Origin of the sequence: Catellatospora sichuanensis (assembly GCF_007483665.1) — a bacterium.
Lineage (GTDB): Bacteria > Actinomycetota > Actinomycetes > Mycobacteriales > Micromonosporaceae > Catellatospora > Catellatospora sichuanensis.
The window spans coordinates 359,238-374,290 of the sequence record NZ_VIQO01000010.1 but is presented as its reverse complement, the minus strand read 5'-3'; the positions used below and the strand labels follow the sequence as shown (position 1 = coordinate 374,290).

At 71.7% G+C, this 15,053-nt stretch carries 14 protein-coding genes and 1 pseudogene; 4 read left to right on the top strand and 11 right to left on the bottom strand.

The genetic code is table 11. The features are described 5' to 3' along the window. Positions 1-185: 185 nt before the first annotated feature. The 3 genes from FLL47_RS21645 to FLL47_RS21635 form a co-directional block, all read right to left on the bottom strand. Positions 186-1,883, bottom strand: coding sequence for a nitrite/sulfite reductase (locus FLL47_RS21645; protein WP_144122338.1), 1,698 nt, complete (start codon positions 1,881-1,883; stop codon positions 186-188). Positions 1,884-2,226: 343 nt separating this feature from the next. Then, entirely contained in the window at positions 2,227-3,753 is a 1,527-nt protein-coding gene (locus FLL47_RS21640; RefSeq protein WP_144122337.1) for a sensor histidine kinase, read from the bottom strand. Positions 3,754-3,777: 24 nt separating this feature from the next. Beyond that, complete coding sequence (locus FLL47_RS21635) at positions 3,778-4,812, bottom strand: SIS domain-containing protein (protein ID WP_144122400.1); 1,035 nt, start codon at positions 4,810-4,812, stop codon at positions 3,778-3,780. Between the two features lie 255 nt (positions 4,813-5,067). Here FLL47_RS21635 and FLL47_RS21630 point away from each other — a divergent pair, with 255 nt between their 5' ends. Continuing rightward, positions 5,068-6,900 (top strand): tetratricopeptide repeat protein, encoded by a 1,833-nt coding sequence (locus tag FLL47_RS21630; RefSeq protein ID WP_144122336.1) that lies wholly within the window; start codon positions 5,068-5,070, stop codon positions 6,898-6,900. Positions 6,901-6,990: 90 nt separating this feature from the next. On the opposite strand, the gene FLL47_RS21625 is transcribed toward FLL47_RS21630, so the two are convergent. Then, positions 6,991-8,511: an MDR family MFS transporter gene (locus tag FLL47_RS21625; protein ID WP_144122399.1), complete on the bottom strand. Its 1,521-nt coding sequence runs from the start codon at positions 8,509-8,511 to the stop codon at positions 6,991-6,993. 218 nt (positions 8,512-8,729) lie between these two features. Between FLL47_RS21625 and FLL47_RS21620 the strand changes: the two genes are divergently transcribed. Further along, complete coding sequence (locus FLL47_RS21620) at positions 8,730-9,308, top strand: TetR/AcrR family transcriptional regulator (protein WP_144122335.1); 579 nt, start codon at positions 8,730-8,732, stop codon at positions 9,306-9,308. Here the strand turns inward: FLL47_RS21620 and FLL47_RS21615 are convergent. Both FLL47_RS21615 and FLL47_RS21610 read right to left on the bottom strand, forming a co-directional pair. Further along, complete coding sequence (locus FLL47_RS21615) at positions 9,305-9,805, bottom strand: GNAT family N-acetyltransferase (RefSeq protein WP_144122334.1); 501 nt, start codon at positions 9,803-9,805, stop codon at positions 9,305-9,307. The genes FLL47_RS21620 and FLL47_RS21615 overlap by 4 nt on opposite strands. A gap of 14 nt (positions 9,806-9,819) precedes the next feature. Beyond that, entirely contained in the window at positions 9,820-10,035 is a 216-nt protein-coding gene (locus FLL47_RS21610) for a biotin/lipoyl-binding carrier protein (RefSeq protein WP_144122333.1), read from the bottom strand. 126 nt (positions 10,036-10,161) lie between these two features. Between FLL47_RS21610 and FLL47_RS45210 the strand changes: the two genes are divergently transcribed. After that, entirely contained in the window at positions 10,162-10,236 is a 75-nt protein-coding gene (locus tag FLL47_RS45210; protein ID WP_120321693.1) for a 50S ribosomal protein bL37, read from the top strand. A gap of 110 nt (positions 10,237-10,346) precedes the next feature. Here FLL47_RS45210 and rsrA read toward each other — a convergent pair whose 3' ends face one another. The 5 genes and pseudogenes from rsrA to FLL47_RS21580 form a co-directional block, all read right to left on the bottom strand. Next, positions 10,347-10,625 carry a mycothiol system anti-sigma-R factor gene (rsrA, locus tag FLL47_RS21600; protein WP_144122332.1) on the bottom strand — a complete coding sequence of 93 codons (279 nt, stop codon included), beginning with the start codon at positions 10,623-10,625 and terminating at the stop codon, positions 10,347-10,349. Further along, the gene (locus FLL47_RS21595; RefSeq protein ID WP_144122331.1) at positions 10,622-11,458 is read right to left on the bottom strand and encodes a sigma-70 family RNA polymerase sigma factor; all 837 of its coding nucleotides are present in this window, start codon (positions 11,456-11,458) and stop codon (positions 10,622-10,624) included. Before FLL47_RS21595 ends, rsrA begins: the two co-directional genes overlap by 4 nt. A 119-nt stretch (positions 11,459-11,577) precedes the next feature. Next, the gene (locus tag FLL47_RS21590; RefSeq protein ID WP_144122330.1) at positions 11,578-12,216 is read right to left on the bottom strand and encodes an alpha/beta hydrolase family protein; all 639 of its coding nucleotides are present in this window, start codon (positions 12,214-12,216) and stop codon (positions 11,578-11,580) included. Between the two features lie 199 nt (positions 12,217-12,415). Further along, positions 12,416-12,763, bottom strand: a pseudogene (locus FLL47_RS21585) (WhiB family transcriptional regulator); the annotation flags it as partial. A gap of 178 nt (positions 12,764-12,941) precedes the next feature. Continuing rightward, a complete protein-coding gene (locus FLL47_RS21580; RefSeq protein WP_144122329.1) occupies positions 12,942-13,628 on the bottom strand; it encodes an SOS response-associated peptidase in 687 nt (228 codons plus the stop codon). Positions 13,629-13,739: 111 nt separating this feature from the next. Between FLL47_RS21580 and aroA the strand changes: the two genes are divergently transcribed. Continuing rightward, on the top strand, positions 13,740-15,026 hold the full coding sequence (gene aroA, locus FLL47_RS21575) for a 3-phosphoshikimate 1-carboxyvinyltransferase (protein WP_144122328.1): 1,287 nt from the start codon (positions 13,740-13,742) through the stop codon (positions 15,024-15,026). The last annotated feature ends 27 nt before the right edge of the window (positions 15,027-15,053 follow it).

The window sequence follows — 15,053 nt, the reverse complement described above, 5'->3', positions numbered from 1 at the left end:
CGTGCGGCCGGAGGAAGGCCTCCTCGCCGCAGAACGGGCAGTAGTACGGCACCGCGCGTTGGGAACCATCCGAACTCATGCCGCCGCCTCCGGCGTCGGCATGAGCCACGCGGCGCCCATTCGCTCGCTCATGCCGCCGCCTCCGGCGTCGCCATGAGCTGAACCGGCGCTTCTGGTCCGCTCGCTCACCGGAGTTCCTCCTCGTCGACGCGCAGCACCCATTCCGCGAACGGCTCGGACGCGTCCTTGCGACCGTCCAGGTAGCGGCGGGCGAGGCGCTCGGCGTACTCCGGCAGCTCCGCGGCGGTGGTCTTGAGGCCGCGCAGCTTGCGGCCGAAGTTCGGGTTCTGGCCCTGCGCCATGCTCAGGCCGCCGCCCAGGTGCACCTGGAAGCCCTCGACCATCTCGCCGTCCGGGCCGGGGACCAGCTGGCCCTTGAGCCCGATGTCGGCGACCTGGGTCCGCGCGCAGGCGTTCGGGCAGCCGTTGACGTTGATCGAGATCGAGCCGTCGATCCGGCCGATCGTGCGCTCCAGGTGCTCGATGGTGCGTGCCGCGGTCGCCTTGGTCTCGACGATGGCGAGCTTGCAGTATTCGATGCCGGTGCAGGCCATCGTGTCGCGCCGCCACGACGACGGCCGGGCCTGCAGGCCGATCTCGTCCAGTGCCGCGATCAGCGACTCGACCCGGTCTTCGGCCACGTCGAGCACCAGCAGCTTCTGGTACGGCGTGAGCCGCACCCGGCCCGACCCGTGGGCCTCGGCGATGTCGGCGACCTGCGCCAGCACCGTGCCGCTGACCCGGCCCGCGACCGCAGCCGCGCCCACGTAGAACTTCCCGTCGCGCTGGCGGTGCACGCCGATGTGGTCGATCGGGTGCTCGGGCAGCTCCGGCGACGGACCGTCGGCCAGCTTGCGGCCGAGGAACTCGTCCTCCAGGATCTGCCGGAACTTCGCCACACCCCAGTCCGCGACCAGGAACTTGATGCGCGCCCGGTTGCGCAGCCGGCGGTAGCCGTAGTCGCGGAACAGGCGCGCGACGGCGGCGTACACCTCGGCCACCTCGCTCAGCGGCACCCAGGCGCCCAGCCGCTGGGCCAGCATCGGGTTCGTGGACAGGCCGCCGCCGACCCACAGGTCGAAGCCGGGCCCGTGCTCCGGGTGCACCACCCCGAGGAACGAGATGTCGTTGGCCTCGTACGGCACGTCGGCGAGCCAGGACACCACGGACTTGAACTTGCGGGGCAGATTGGACAGCGCCGGGTCGCCGATGTACTTCTCGACGATCTCGTCGATGGCCGGCGTCGCGTCGAGGACCTCGTGCTCGCTGATCCCGGCGACCGGGCTGCCGAGCACCACGCGCGGGGTGTCGCCGCAGGCCTCCGTGGTGGACAGGCCGACCGCCTCGATCTCGCGCCAGATCGCCGGCACGTCCTCGACTCGCACCCAGTGCAGCTGGATGTTCTGCCGGTCGGTGATGTCGGCGGTGTCGCGACCGTACTTGCTCGACACGTTCGCGATGGCGCGCAGCTGGTCGAGGTCGAGCTGGCCGCCGTCGATGCGGATGCGCAGCATGAAGTACTCGTCGTCGAGCTCGTGCGGCTCCAGCACCGCGGTGCGGCCGCCGTCGATCCCGGGCTTGCGCTGGGTGTAGAGGCCCCACCAGCGCATCCGGCCGCGCAGGTCGGCGGGGTCGATCGAGGCGAAACCGCGGTGGGCGTAGATGTTCTCGATCCGGGCGCGCACGTTCAGGCCGTTGTCGTCCTTCTTCGTGCGCTCGTTCGGGTTGAGGGGCTCGCGGTGCCCGAGCGCCCACTGACCCTCACCGCGCGGTTTGCGCGCGGCTCGGCCCGGGGTTGGCGTGCTTGCTGCCGGTGCTGCCATCGCAGCGTCCTCCTGAAGTCCAGTGGAGCGAGGACGCGCCTATGCGCCAGCGCCGCGACAGAGCGGCGAATTCAAGAACATGAATGTTCCCGGCGCGTATGCGCGCCCGGGTTTCGAAAACACAGACGGGCGCGGATCAGCCAGCCGGACAGATGGCGCTGCGCACGCGGCCGAAATCGATGTGGCGGCGGGCGGTGAGCCCGGGCCCCATCAGGCGGCGGTTCGCAGCGCTGGTCATGCAGTCACTTTCTCACGGCGGACAGTCCCGTGCCAATCACCGTTCGCGCAACGTCCCACATTCTGACCGGAGCGTGACGCAGATCGCTCTTTGTTAAAACCGGGATCACCGGTCACGTTTCGCCAGCGGCACGAACAGCAGGGCCTCGGTGCCGCCCTCGGCGCGGTTGCGCAGTTCGATGGTCCCGCGCAGCTCACCGGTGGTGAGGGTGCGGATGATCTGCAGGCCGAGGCGCTTGTTCGTGGTGGGGTCGAAGTCGTCCGGCAGGCCCCGGCCGTTGTCGGCGACGGTCACGTGCAGCTCCCGCTTGGCCCGGTTGACGTGCACCACCACCTCGGCGCCGTCGGCGACCTTGCCCTCCAGCGAGTCGAAACCGTGCTCGACGGCATTGAGCAGCAGCTCGTTGAGCACCATGACCAGCGGCGTGGCGATCTCCGCGGGCAGCACGCCGAAGGTGCCCTCGCGGCGGGTGCGCACCGGCGACTCGGGCGAGGCCACCTCCGCGGCCGCGTTGGCCACCCGGTCCACGATGCCGTCGAACTCGACCGCCTCGTCGGCGGACATGGCCAGCGTCTCGTGCACCAGCGCGATCGAGGCGACCCGGCGCACCGACTCCTCCAGCGCGGCCCGCGCCTCCGGATGGTTGACCCGGCGGGCCTGCAGGCGCAGCAGGGCCGCCACGGTCTGCAGGTTGTTCTTCACCCGGTGGTGGATCTCGCGGATGGTCGCGTCCTTGGTGATCAGCGCGCGGTCCCGGCGCTTCACCTCGGTGATGTCGCGGACCAGCACCAGCGCCCCGATGGGCACGCCCGCCGGCATCAGCGGCAGCGCCCGACTGAGCACCGTGGCGGTACGCGCCTCGATCTCCTTGCGCGGCGGGGCGTCCCCGCGCAGCGCGCCCAGGATGCGGTTGCTGGCCTCGGAGCCTTCCAGCGGGTCCTCGGCCAGCCGGTTGAACAGCGCGGCCAGGTCCTCGCCCACCAGGTGGGCGGAGAAGCCCAGCCGCCGGATCGCGGACTGCGCGTTGGGCGAGGCGTAGGTGACCTTGCCGCTGCCGTCCAGGCGGATCAGGCCGTCGCCGACCCGCGGCGCGGACGTGGTCTCGCCCGGGTGGCGCACCGACGGGAAGGTGCCGTCGGCGATCATCTGGGCCAGGTCGTCGGCCGTGGTCAGGTAGTTCAGCTCCAGCTGGCTGGGCGTGCGCGCGGTGGACAGGTTGGTGTCACGGCCCACCACCGCGATCACCGGACCCGCCTCGCCGTCCTCGCCGCGCAGGCGGACCGGGATGGCCTCGTGCCGGGCGGGGGTGTCGCCGTACCAGACGGGGTCGCCTTCGCGCCAGATCCGGCCCTGCTCGCGCGCGACGCCCAGATGGGCCACCTCCGCGCCGCTGGAGATGCGCCCCACCTGGTCGTCCTGGTATGCCGTCGGCGCGGTGGTCGGCCGCACCTGCGCGACGCACAGGAACGACAGCCCCGCGCTCGGATCGCCCTCGACCGGCACCCACAGCAGCAGGTCGGCGAAGGACAGGTCGGAGATCATCTGCCAGTCACCGGCGAGTCGGTGCAGGTGATCGATGTCGACCGGACCGAGCGAGGTGTGCTCCTCGACGAGTTCACGCAGCGTTGACACGCAGTCAGCCTCTCATGACGGGCCTTACAGCGTGGCGGTGACCTTCTTCAGGCCACGGGGGGCGTCGGGGTCCTCGCCGCGGGCGAGTGCCAGCGAGAGCGCGAGCTGCTGGAGCGGCAGGATCTCCAGCAGCGGGGCGTAGCGCTCGTCCACCGCGGGCACGTTCAGCAGCGCCTTCGCGCCGGGTACGGCCTCCGGGCCGACCGCGACGACGTCCGCGCGGCGCTCGTCGAGGCGCGCCAGCACCTCGCGCATGGCCTGCCCGCCGAGCCCGGCGCCCACCATGGCCAGCACCGGCACGTCCGGGTCGGTCATCGCGAGCGGGCCGTGCAGCAGGTCCGCGCCGGAGAACGCCAGCGCGGGCAGGTACGAGGTCTCCATCAACTTGAGCGCGGCCTCGCGGGCCGACGGGTAGGCGTAGCCCCGGCCGGTGGTGACCATGCGGGCCGCGAACCGGTAACGCGCGGCCAGTTCGGACGCGGTGGTGTCGGCCAGCGTGCGGGTCGCCAGCTCGGGCAGTGCGGCGAGGGCGGCGTGCTCGTCGGCGGGCAGCACGCCGTCGCCGGCGCGTACGCCCTCGATCAGCATCAGCAGCGCCATCAGCTCGGCGGTGTAGGTCTTGGTGGCCGCGACCGCGCGCTCGTGCCCGGCGGCGACGTCCACGGACAGCTCCGCGGTCTGCGCCAGCACCGACTCGGGGTTGTTGGTCACGGCGAGGGTGAGCGCGCCCGACTCCCGGGCCACCCGCAGCACCTCGGCCAGGTCGGGCGAGCCGCCGCTCTGCGAGACGCCGACGACCAGGGCGTGCGACAGGTCGGGGCGGGCACCGAAGACGGTGATCGCGCTCGGCGAGGCCAGCCCGGCGGGCAGCCCGAGCCGGATCTCGGCGAGGTAGGCGGCGTAGAGGGCGGCGTGGTCGGAGGTGCCGCGCGCGGTGAACACGACGTGCTGCGGGCGGCGCTCGGCGATCACCTTCGCGACCTGCGCGATGGCGCCGGCGTGGGCCGGCTCCAGCAGCGTCGCGTACACCCCCGGCTGCTCGGCGATGTCGGCTGCCATTCCGGTGCCACGCTGGGCCATCTCTGTCTCCTACCACTTCGCCCTGGAGTGCTGCGCGATATCGCGCGTTAGATGCGCAGTCTTGCACGTTCGTGACTGCTCAAGCAACACAGTGCGCAGAAATGAGCAGGGGCACACAGCTCGCCCGACCGGCTCTAGCCTGTCCGTGCCGGAACACGGCCCGACGGCGCGCCACCGCTCACGCGGTCGTGCACGACGGGACCCCCCACGTGTTCCGCGGACCGAGGAGATCACGTGGCCGACGGCGTCAACGACCCGCACCAGGAGGCGCTGGGCGAGCTCGCCCTGGCCGGCCTGGCCCTCGACGAGCACGACCTGGACCATGCGGTGAGCCACCTGTCGGTGGCGCTGGCCCACGAGCCCGGCCTGCCCGAGGCGCACGAGCTGCTGGCGAAGCTGGCGGCGCGCTCCGACGACGGCGGGCTCGCGCTGTTCCGACCCGGCGAACGCGCGCCGGTGGGCCGGATCGTCGCCTTCGCGCACGTGCTGGCCCGGCACGGCGGATACGCCGACGCGCTCAGCCTGCTGGCGCAGGCGACCGTGCACGACCCGGGCCGGCCGTGGGCCGACGTCAGCTGGGTGCAGGCCCTCGACCCGAAGCACGTCCCCGCCGACCGCCTGGTCCGGGTGCTGCTGGCGGTGCTGGGTGCGCTGCCCGATCCGGCCCCCGCGCCCATCGCCGCCACCACCCGGCCCTACCTGGCCCTCGCCGAGCGGGCGCTGGCCGCGTATCCGCAGGACGCGCTGCTGCACGGGGCGGCTTCCGGGGTGGCCCGGCGGCTGCGCGAGGTGCCGCTGGCGCTGCGCTGGGCACAGCGCGGGGTCGAGCTGGAGTCCACCAAGCTGACCGAGATGTGGTGGGGCAACGCGCTGCGCGCCGACGGCCAGCTGGCCGCCGCGGTGCAGGCGATGCGGGCGGCGCAGCGGCACGACCCCGACGACCTGTCGGTGACCTCGGATCTCGCGCTCTGGCTCACCGAGCTCGGCCACACCGCGGAGGCGCTCGAGCTGATCGAGCAGGCACTGGTCAAGGACCCGTCGTACGACTGCGCCGTGCACACCGCGCACCGGCTGCGCTTCCAGTCCGACGGCGACCCGGACCACCTCGTCGCGCTGGCCGACTTCATGCGCACCGCCACCGAGGCCAGCCACGAGCACCACGACCTGCAGCACTGCTGCGACGGGCTGCCCTGGCTGGGCTACGTGCCGGCGGCCGTCGAGGTGTGCGTCAAGGTGCTGCGCACGACCACCGACGAGCAGCGGGCGCATCCGGGCGAGATGGGGCTGTCCCGGATGGAGTCGCCCAGCGCGCTCGCCCTGCTGCGGCGGGCCTGGCCGGGCGTGGCCGTCTCGGCGGGCGAGCCCGGCCCGCCGGATCCGCGGGTGCCGCTGCGGCCGGGGATCCGGCTCTGGGACTTCGACGGCACCCGGCCGTCGCCCGCGCTGGACCCGCCGACCCCGCCCGCCGCCCGGGAGATCGTCGCCATGCTGCCGCTGGGCTGGGCACCGCCGCCGATGGCGTACGACATGGCGGTGCGGCTGTCCGGCGTGCCGGTCGACGAGCTGCTCGCGGCGCTGGTGCACCCGCCGACCGCGACGGTCGAGACGGACCCCGACCAGGTCTCCGTGCCGGAGCGGCAACTGCAGGTGTGGGCCTGCCTCGGTCTGCTGCACCACCGCACCGGCGAGCCGTGGGCGACCTCGACCCGGCGGCGGCTGCTGGTGGAGATCGCCTTCGGCGCCGAGGACTGGACCACCGAAGCCGCCCTCTACGCGCTGGTCACCGCGGCCTGGGTGGACCCGTCCTGCCGTGCCGACGTGGCCGAGCTGGTCGCGGCGCGGCTGCGGGCGCTGCTCGCCGCCGGGCGCACCCGCGCGGTCACCATCGGGGCGTCGGTGGCCCAACTCGCCTTCATCACTCCCGCCATGCCCGCCGCGGTGCGCACGCTCGCCCGGGAACTGGCCCAGGACCAGTGGCCCGCGTCCGCGGCGTACGCACCCGGCCTGGCGGCGCCCCTGCCCCGACCCCGGCGCTCCTGGCTGGGCCGCCTGCTCGGCCGCAGCTGAAGACGGTGAAGCCCCGTCGCGGCTGCGGATGCTGCCGGGACGGGGCCTCGCCGAAACACGTACGCGGTTCAGCTCACGCGCGTGTGTGGATCAGTCGACGGCCACCAGCGGACGGGGCGCCTCCTCGCCGTCGGCACCGGTCATCGCCTCGGAGCCGCGCAGCGGAACCTCCTTGACGAACCAGGCCGCGATCGGGACCAGGATCGCGAAGCCCAGCGCCCACCAGAACAGGCCCGAGGTGGCGTACGCGATGCCGTGCAGCACCGCCTCCTTGACCGGCGCGGGCAGCTGCTCCAGCTTGTCCGGCTGCAGGCCGCCCACGTCGAACGACATGCCGCCGGCCGGGGCGCCCGCCGGCATCGCGCCGGCCATGTCGTCCTTGAGCCGGTTGACGAACACGGCGCCGAAGATCGAGACACCGAACGAACCGCCGATGGAGCGGACGAACGTCGCGGTCGAGCTGGAGACGCCCAGGTCCTTCTGGTCCACGCTGTTCTGCGCGATCAGCATGGTGGTCTGCATCAGGAAGCCCATGCCGACGCCGAGCACGACCATGTAGATCGAGGACTCGGTGATGCTGGTGTCCGTGTCGAGGCGGGTCAGCAGCAGCATCGCCAGCGCCAGCGTCACGCCGCCCACGATCGGGAACATCCGGTACCTGCCGGTCTTGGTGATGGTGCGGCCGGCCACGATCGAGGTGACCATCATGCCCAGCATCATCGGCAGCAGCAGCAGGCCGCTGTTGGTGGCGGAGGCGCCCTGCACGGTCTGGATGTAGAGCGGCAGGAAGGAGATCGCGCCGAACATCGCGAAGCCGACCATGAAGCCGATGATCGAGACCAGGCTGAAGTTGCGGTTGCGGAAGATGCCCAGCGGCAGGATCGGCTCGGCGACCCTGGTCTGCGTCCACAGGAAGATCGCGATCAGCAGCACGCCGCCGACGGCCATCCCGATGATCTCTTTCGAGCCCCAGGCGAACTTGTTGCCGCCCCAGGTGGTGATGAGCACCAGTGCGGTGACGCCGGCGCTCAGCAGCGCCGCGCCGAGCCAGTCGATGCGGTGCTCGGTCCGGTACTTCGGCAGGTGCAGCGTGGTGGCCAGCACGAACAGCGCGATGCCGCCGATCGGCAGGTTGACGTAGAAGGCCCAGCGCCAGTCGGCGTGGTCGGTGATCAGGCCGCCGATGAGCGGGCCGCCGATCATCGCGACACCCATGATCGCGGCCATCATGCCCTGATACTTGCCGCGCTCGCGGGGGGAGACCAGGTCACCGATGATCGCCATGGCGCCGACCATCAGACCGCCTGCACCGAGGCCCTGCAGGGCGCGGAAGGCGATGAGCTGGTTCATGCCCGAATCGGGGTCGATCTCACCGGCCGCGCCGGACAGCGCCGAGCCGACCAGGAAGATGACGATGGAAACCAGGAAGACGGTCTTGCGGCCGTAGAGGTCGCCCAGCTTGCCCCAGATCGGCGTCGAGATCGTGGTGCCCAGCACGTACGCCGTGACCACCCACGAGAGCTTGTCGAGGCCGCCCAGCTCGCCGACGATGCGGGGCATGGCCGTACCGATGATCATGTTGTCGAGCATCGCCAGGAGGATGGCCAGCATCAGGCCGGGCAACACCACCCGGAGATTCGGCTTGGGGATTTCAGGGGAGGACGTCCGGTCCTGGACTGTGGTCACGGGGGCTCCACTCGTTCACCGGTACGCTTACCTGCCGCCCGGCTAGAATATTTACTAGCCGTACGGTAAGTTCCCTACTTGCCGGCCGTCAAGTTAGTTCGCGCGACCGGATGACAGTGTGGTCGACGTAACACGGAGCAGTGATGAACGAGCCCGCAGCCAGCCGTGCCGAGCCCCGGCCGGACACCCGTGCCCGCATCCAGACCGTCGCCCTCGACCTCTTCACGGAGCAGGGGTACGACGCCACCTCGCTGCGCGAGATCGCGGAGAGCCTGGGTGTCACCAAGGCGGCCCTCTACTACCACTTCAAGAGCAAAGAGGAGATCGTCGACAGCTTCAGCGCCGACCAGCTCGTCAAGCTCGACAAGATCGTGGAATGGGCCCGCAGCCAGCCGGACCCGAGTTCTCCCGAGTTCCGGCGCGAGCTGCTGCAGCGCTACGCCGACGACCTCTACACCGGCCGGTACTCGAAGGTGATGCAGTTCTTCCACCAGAACCAGCCGGCCTTCAAGAACGCGCCGGCCGGGGCGAAGATGCGCCAGGCCATGATGGACATCATCGGCCTGCTCGTCGAACCCGAGTCCACGCCGACCGCGAAGCTGCGCGCGGGCATGGCCGTGCTCGCCATCAACACCAGCTGGTTCCTGCTCCGCGACACCGACATCAGCGACGAGGAGCGGCGCGAGGCGGCCATGCAGGTCGCCTTCGACCTGCTCCGCTAGCCGAGCGGGTAGCGCAGGCCCAGCAGCGTGACACCGGGCAGGGGCGACCAGTCCAGCTCGGGTGCGCGCTCGAAACCCATCCGGGCGTACAGCCGGCGTGCGTCGGCGGCGAAGTCGCGTACGCAGATGACGACGCTGCGGCAGCCCAGCTCACCGGCGCGGTCCAGACAGGCCCGGGCCAGCCCCTCGCCCACGCCGCGGCCCTGTGCCTGCGGCGACACGGCGAGCATGCGGAACTCCGCCTCGCCGTCGGTGGCCAGCTCGGCCAGCGGGCTGCCCGGCAGCGCGAAGGTGACCGACCCGAGCACCGCCCCGGTCACCTCGTCGACGGCGACCAGCACCTCGGCGGCCGCCGCGCGTGCGGCCACGTCCCGCAGGGTCGGCTCGTACGGGTGGTCTTCGCGGGTCTGCCCGTCGCCACGGTAGGCGGCGACGGACAGCGCACCGATCGCGTCGTGGTCGGCCGGCGTCGCCGGACGGACGTGGATCTCGGTCATGCCCGGTGAGGCTACTACTCGATGACGGCGATGAGGTCGCCCTCCTGGACGACGTCACCCTCGTTCACGGCGATCTTGGAGACGACGCCGTCGGCTTCCGCGATGACCGGGATCTCCATCTTCATCGACTCGAGGATCACCAGGGTGTCACCCTCGGACACCTCATCGCCCGCCGACGCCACGACCTTCCACACGTTGGCCACCATCTCGGCCTTGATCTCTTCGGCCATCGCACGCCCCTTCCTGGATCGCAAGCAGGACGAGTCGTATCCAATCACGGAGCGCCTGGGGAGCGCCGTTCAACCTGCGCATAGGATTCGAGCTGCGAACCGCCGCCGACGGAAGGGGTGTCGACCATGGGCAAGAAGGCCCGCAAGAAGAAGGCTCGTAAGGGCTCGAAGGCCAACCACGGCAAGCGACCCAACGCCTGAGCACGTTGACGGTGCGCACGCCGGTCGGATCATCGGCCCGGCTGCGCCGAAATGAGCGAAGCTCCGTCCACCCTGAGGTGGCGGAGCTTCGCTCATGAAAGTCCTGCGGTTCAGCCCAGTTCGCGGGTGGCCTCGACCTCGACCACGAGCTCGGAGAGCTTGGCCCGGAGCCGGTCCTTCAGCTCCGCGGGCGCCTGCTCCTGCCCGCAGCACCGGTTCACCAGCGCCTTGACCTCCTGCTCGATGCCGAACTCGCGCAGGCACGGCGAGCACTCGTCGAGATGCTGCTTGATCAGCGAACGGCGGTCGTCGGAGCATTCGAGGTCCAGGTAGAGGTATACCTCGGTGAGCACCTCGCGGCAGTCGCCGTCCTCGTGTTCCGTCGTCATGACGCCTCCCGAGCGCTGGTCGTGCCCGAGAACCCGCGCTCCGCCGCATAGCCCTCCAGGAGCTTGCGCAGGTTGCGCCGGCCACGGTGCAGCCTGGACATCACGGTGCCGATGGGCGTGTTCATGATGTCCGCGATCTCCTTGTAGGAGAAGCCTTCCACGTCGGCGAGGTAGACCGCCAACCGGAACTCCTCCGGCAACGTCTGCAGCGCGTCCTTGACGTCGCTGTCGGGCAGCCGGTCCAGCGCCTCGGTCTCGGCCGAGCGCAGCCCCTGGGAGGTGTGCGACTCCGCCTCCGCCAGTTGCCAGTCGGTGATCTCGTCCGTCGGCGCCTGGATGGGCTGACGTTGCCTCTTGCGGTACGAGTTGATGAAGGTGTTCGTGAGGATGCGGTAGAGCCAGGCCTTGAGGTTCGTGCCGTCCTCGAACTGGTGGAAGGCCGCATATGCCTTCAGGAAGGTCTCCTGGAGGAGGTCCTCGGCGTCGGCCGGATTACGCGTCATCCGCAGTGCGGCCGCGTAGAGCTGGTCGAGGAAGGGCATCGCGTCCCGCTCGAAGCGGGAACGACGCTCTTCGACGCTGTCGGTGCTGGTCAACCGTGAGACCACCCTCGGAGTACGCTCTTGCCGCGGCTCCTTGACAGCGGACCGCAGCGCTGAGGCTGACTCTACCGATGCCAGGTGCACCCGCGGGGCGGGCACCGCGGTAATGCCCGAAGCCGCGTCGTCCTCCAGCGCTGCCGGCCACGCGGGAGCAGACAGCAGCCGCTCCACGGTCTTCAGCACCGGATCGTCGCCCGAGCGCAACAGGCAGCGCGTTCCCGTCCGCACCATCGACCCACCTCTCGCCGGGGCCGGACGCTTCCGGCCACCCGCGGTCTGTAACGCCACGCGACGGCTGTCGCATTCCGCGGGACACACAGGGCAGTGGCGACCGTCACCACGGGCCGCCGCTACCGTGCCCAGCCGCGGGCGCGCAGCCACACGGCCACGGCCCGGCCGACGGTGTCCGGCGCTTTGCGCAGGTCGTGCCGCTCCCCCTCGAGAACAACGATCTCGACCCCCGGTGCGGCACCGGGCACGCCGAACGGATCGGCGGAGCCGTTCACGACGAGAGTGGGCAGCCCGGTGCTCAGCTCCTCGGCCCGGCTGCGCTCCGGCTTGCCCGGTGGATGCAGCGGGAACGCCAGCGCCACGATGCCGGCCGCGCCCGCCGCGGCGGCGGTGCGACAGGCCACCCGCGCGCCGCTGGAGCGGCCGCCGACGATCAGCGGAAGACCAGGAAGGCGCTGCACGAGCACGTCCACGACCGTCAGCCACGCCTCGTCGAGGTGCCCCGCCGGTGCGGGCGCGCGCCGCCCGGCGACCCGGTAGGGCTGGGTGACCATGGCCACCGCCAGGCCCGCACCGACTGCGGCATCGTGCACGGCGACCAGGTCGGGCGCGTCCACGCTGCCGCCTGCCCCATGGCCGAGCACGAGCAGCGCGGCCGGGGCGGCGACAACGCCCGCCCCGGCCGCGCCGCCGGGCATGGTGACAGCTACACCTGCCGGGCCGCGCCCGGTGTCGACCGTTTCCTGACCGCCTCGCATACCGCGATCATGCGGCGTGCGCGTGCTCTCTGGTCAGTAGGGGCACCGTTTGCAGCGCGGTGTCGCGTTCGGCTTCGCCGAGAGTGCACAGGGCGAGTTCGGCACGGGACTGCGTGGGGATCCGCGGCGTCTGCCGGGTCACCCCGGCCGCCCGCTGCGGCGGCGCGAGCTGCCCGGCCGAGACCACCAGGTCCGGCTGCGGCCCGTACGCCGTGTACGGCAGTTCCTCCTGCTGTTCCTCGGTGCGCCAGGCGACGAGCATGGCCCGCCGCTCGCGTGCGGTCGTGCCGCCCCAGACACCGTGGCAGTCGCCGACGCTGAGCGCCCAGGCCAGGCAGGCCCCCGACACCGGACACCTTCCGCACAGCTGGACGGCCGTGTCGGCCGGCTCCAGCGGCGCCGGAAAGAACGTCTCCGGGTCGACGGCCTGGCAGGCACCTCTGGTGCGCCAGGCGTTGTCATGCCGCTCCCGCACGGCCCGCACCAAACGCGGGTCTCTGCGAGCAGCGGCGACTTCGTGCGGGCGTGGAATACGCGCGCGGGTCATCCACCCACCTCCCCCGTGGGTCGGTCCCCCCGCCCCGGCGGGAGGATCCGGCTCAGACAGACGGTGACGCGCGGCGCTGCCGCTTACCACCGACGCTGTGTCTTACCGCACGGTAGAAGGAACGGGCAAGGGTTTACCCGCAAACTGGTGGCACAAACTGTCACGATCCAGCGCAAAATCAGAACAGACTGATCTGAACGTCCGGCTCGGCGAGCCGTCTCGTCAATTCAGGACCATCATTGCGTACGTTGCCGACGGCCGCGCCCACCGGACGGATCTCCAGACCGGACAGGTACGCAGGCCCCGGCGGCGCGAGCAGTTCCGGGTCGGCCGGGCCCTGCAACCACGCCGCCCACAGCTCCGGCTCCAGCAGCAGCGGCATGCGATCGTGCACCCGGGCCAGCTCGCCCTGCGCCGCCGTGGTGATGATGGTGCAGCTCAGACCGAACTTCGACGCCGTCCACAGCCCGGCGAAGGCCAGCCCCCGCCCGGCGACCGGGTCGGTCATGTAATAGGCCTGCTTGCCGGTCTCGGTGCGCACCCACTCGTACCAGCCGTCGGCCGGCACGATGCAGCGCCTGCCCGCGAACGACGGCGCGAACACGCGTGAGGTGGCCAGCGTCTCGGCCCGCGCGTTGATCAGCTTCAGCCCGGTGCGCGGGTCGTCGGCCCACGGCGGCACCAGGCCCCACCGCGCCAGGCTCAGCACCCGGGCCTCGCGCGTCGCGCAGACACGCACGATCGGGGCCGGGTCGGTGGGCGCGAGGTTGTAGTCGGGAGCGAGCGATTCGGCGGTCTCGTCCTCGGCCGCGAACAGCTGAGTCAGATCCACCGCCGTACGTGTCGTCGCGTACCGCCCACACATGCCGCCCACCTTACGCCAGCGCCCATCAGGCAGACTGTGAGGCGTAAGCGAACGCAGTGACCGAACCATGAGCGGCCGACACGCCGCCGACGAGCGCAGCGAGGAGAAGGCGTGAGCAGACCACTCGTGCCGTGGACGGCACCGACCGCCGTCGATGCGGCCGACGCCGTCGTGCGCCTGCCGGGTTCGAAGTCCATCACCGCCCGGGCGCTCGTGCTGTCCGCGCTCGGCATGGGGCCGTCGACGCTGCTCGCCCCGCTGCGCGCCCGCGACACCGAACTGATGGCGGCCGGGCTGCGCGCGCTGGGTGCGCACGTGTCCACCTCCGACGACGAGCGCTGGGAGATCCGGCCCCGGCCGCCGGTCGGGCCCGCCCACGTCGACGTCGGCCTGGCCGGCACGGTGATGCGCTTCCTACCTCCGGTGGCCACGCTGGCCAATGGTCCGGTCACCTTCGACGGCGACCCCCGGGCCCGGCAACGGCCGCTCGGGCCGCTGCTCAAGGCGTTGCGCGAGCTGGGCGCGACGATCGACGCGTCGAGCATCGACGGCCTGCCGCTGACCGTGCACGGCAAGGGCGGCCTGCGCGGCGGCGAGGTCGCCGTGGACGCCTCGCTCTCCAGCCAGCTGATCTCCGGCCTGCTGCTGGCGGCGGCCGACTTCGACGAGGGCATCACGGTGCGCCACGTCGGCGACAATCCGGTGCCCAGCGCGCCGCACCTGCGGATGACGGTGCAGATGCTGCGCGCCGCGGGCGCGGCGGTGGACGACTCGGTCCGCGACGTCTGGCACGTGGCCCCGGGCCGGCTGTCCGGGCGGGCCTGGCAGATCGAGCCGGACCTGTCCGGCGCGGCCCCGTTCTTCGGCGCGGCGCTGGTCACCGGCGGCAGCGTCACCCTGGCCGGCTGGCCGCGCAGCAGCGTGCAGCCGGTGGACAAGGTCCGTCAGCTGCTCGGTGCGCTAGGCGGCACCGTCACGCTCTCCGAGCGCGGCCTCACCGTCACCGGCACGGGCGCCATCAGCGGCATCGACGCCGACCTGTCCGAGGTGGGCGAGCTGACCCCGGTCGTCGCCGCGCTGGCCGCGCTGGCCGACGGCCCGTCGACGCTGCGCGGGGTCGGGCACATCCGCACCCACGAGACCGACCGGCTGGCCGCGCTGGCTCGCGAGCTGACCGCGCTCGGCGCGCGGGTCGCGGAGACCTCGGACGGGCTGGCCATCACGCCCGGCCCGCTGACCGGCGCCGTCTTCGAGACCTACGACGACCACCGGATGGCGCACGCCGCCGCCGTCATCGGGCTGCGGGTGCCCGGGGTGCAGCTCACCGACGTGGCGTGTACTTCCAAGACGCTGCCCGAATTCCCGGCACTATGGAGCGCGGTGGTCGCCGGACGATGAGAGGCCAGCCGTGAAGAAGAAGCGGGA

Bases quoted from the DNA above. Each gene is read 5' to 3' on its own strand.
- FLL47_RS21580 (WP_144122329.1), bottom strand. From the start codon at position 13,628: ATGTGTGGGCGGTACGCGACGACACGTACGGCGGTGGATCTGACTCAG.
- FLL47_RS21595 (WP_144122331.1), bottom strand. From the start codon at position 11,458: ATGGTGCGGACGGGAACGCGCTGCCTGTTGCGCTCGGGCGACGATCCG.
- FLL47_RS21625 (WP_144122399.1), bottom strand. From the start codon at position 8,511: ATGCTGGCCATCCTCCTGGCGATGCTCGACAACATGATCATCGGTACG.
- FLL47_RS21620 (WP_144122335.1), top strand. From the start codon at position 8,730: ATGAACGAGCCCGCAGCCAGCCGTGCCGAGCCCCGGCCGGACACCCGT.
- FLL47_RS21590 (WP_144122330.1), bottom strand. From the start codon at position 12,216: ATGCGAGGCGGTCAGGAAACGGTCGACACCGGGCGCGGCCCGGCAGGT.
- rsrA (WP_144122332.1), bottom strand. From the start codon at position 10,625: ATGACGACGGAACACGAGGACGGCGACTGCCGCGAGGTGCTCACCGAG.
- FLL47_RS21635 (WP_144122400.1), bottom strand. From the start codon at position 4,812: ATGGCAGCCGACATCGCCGAGCAGCCGGGGGTGTACGCGACGCTGCTG.
- FLL47_RS21645 (WP_144122338.1), bottom strand. From the start codon at position 1,883: ATGGCAGCACCGGCAGCAAGCACGCCAACCCCGGGCCGAGCCGCGCGC.
- FLL47_RS21615 (WP_144122334.1), bottom strand. From the start codon at position 9,805: ATGACCGAGATCCACGTCCGTCCGGCGACGCCGGCCGACCACGACGCG.
- FLL47_RS21610 (WP_144122333.1), bottom strand. From the start codon at position 10,035: ATGGCCGAAGAGATCAAGGCCGAGATGGTGGCCAACGTGTGGAAGGTC.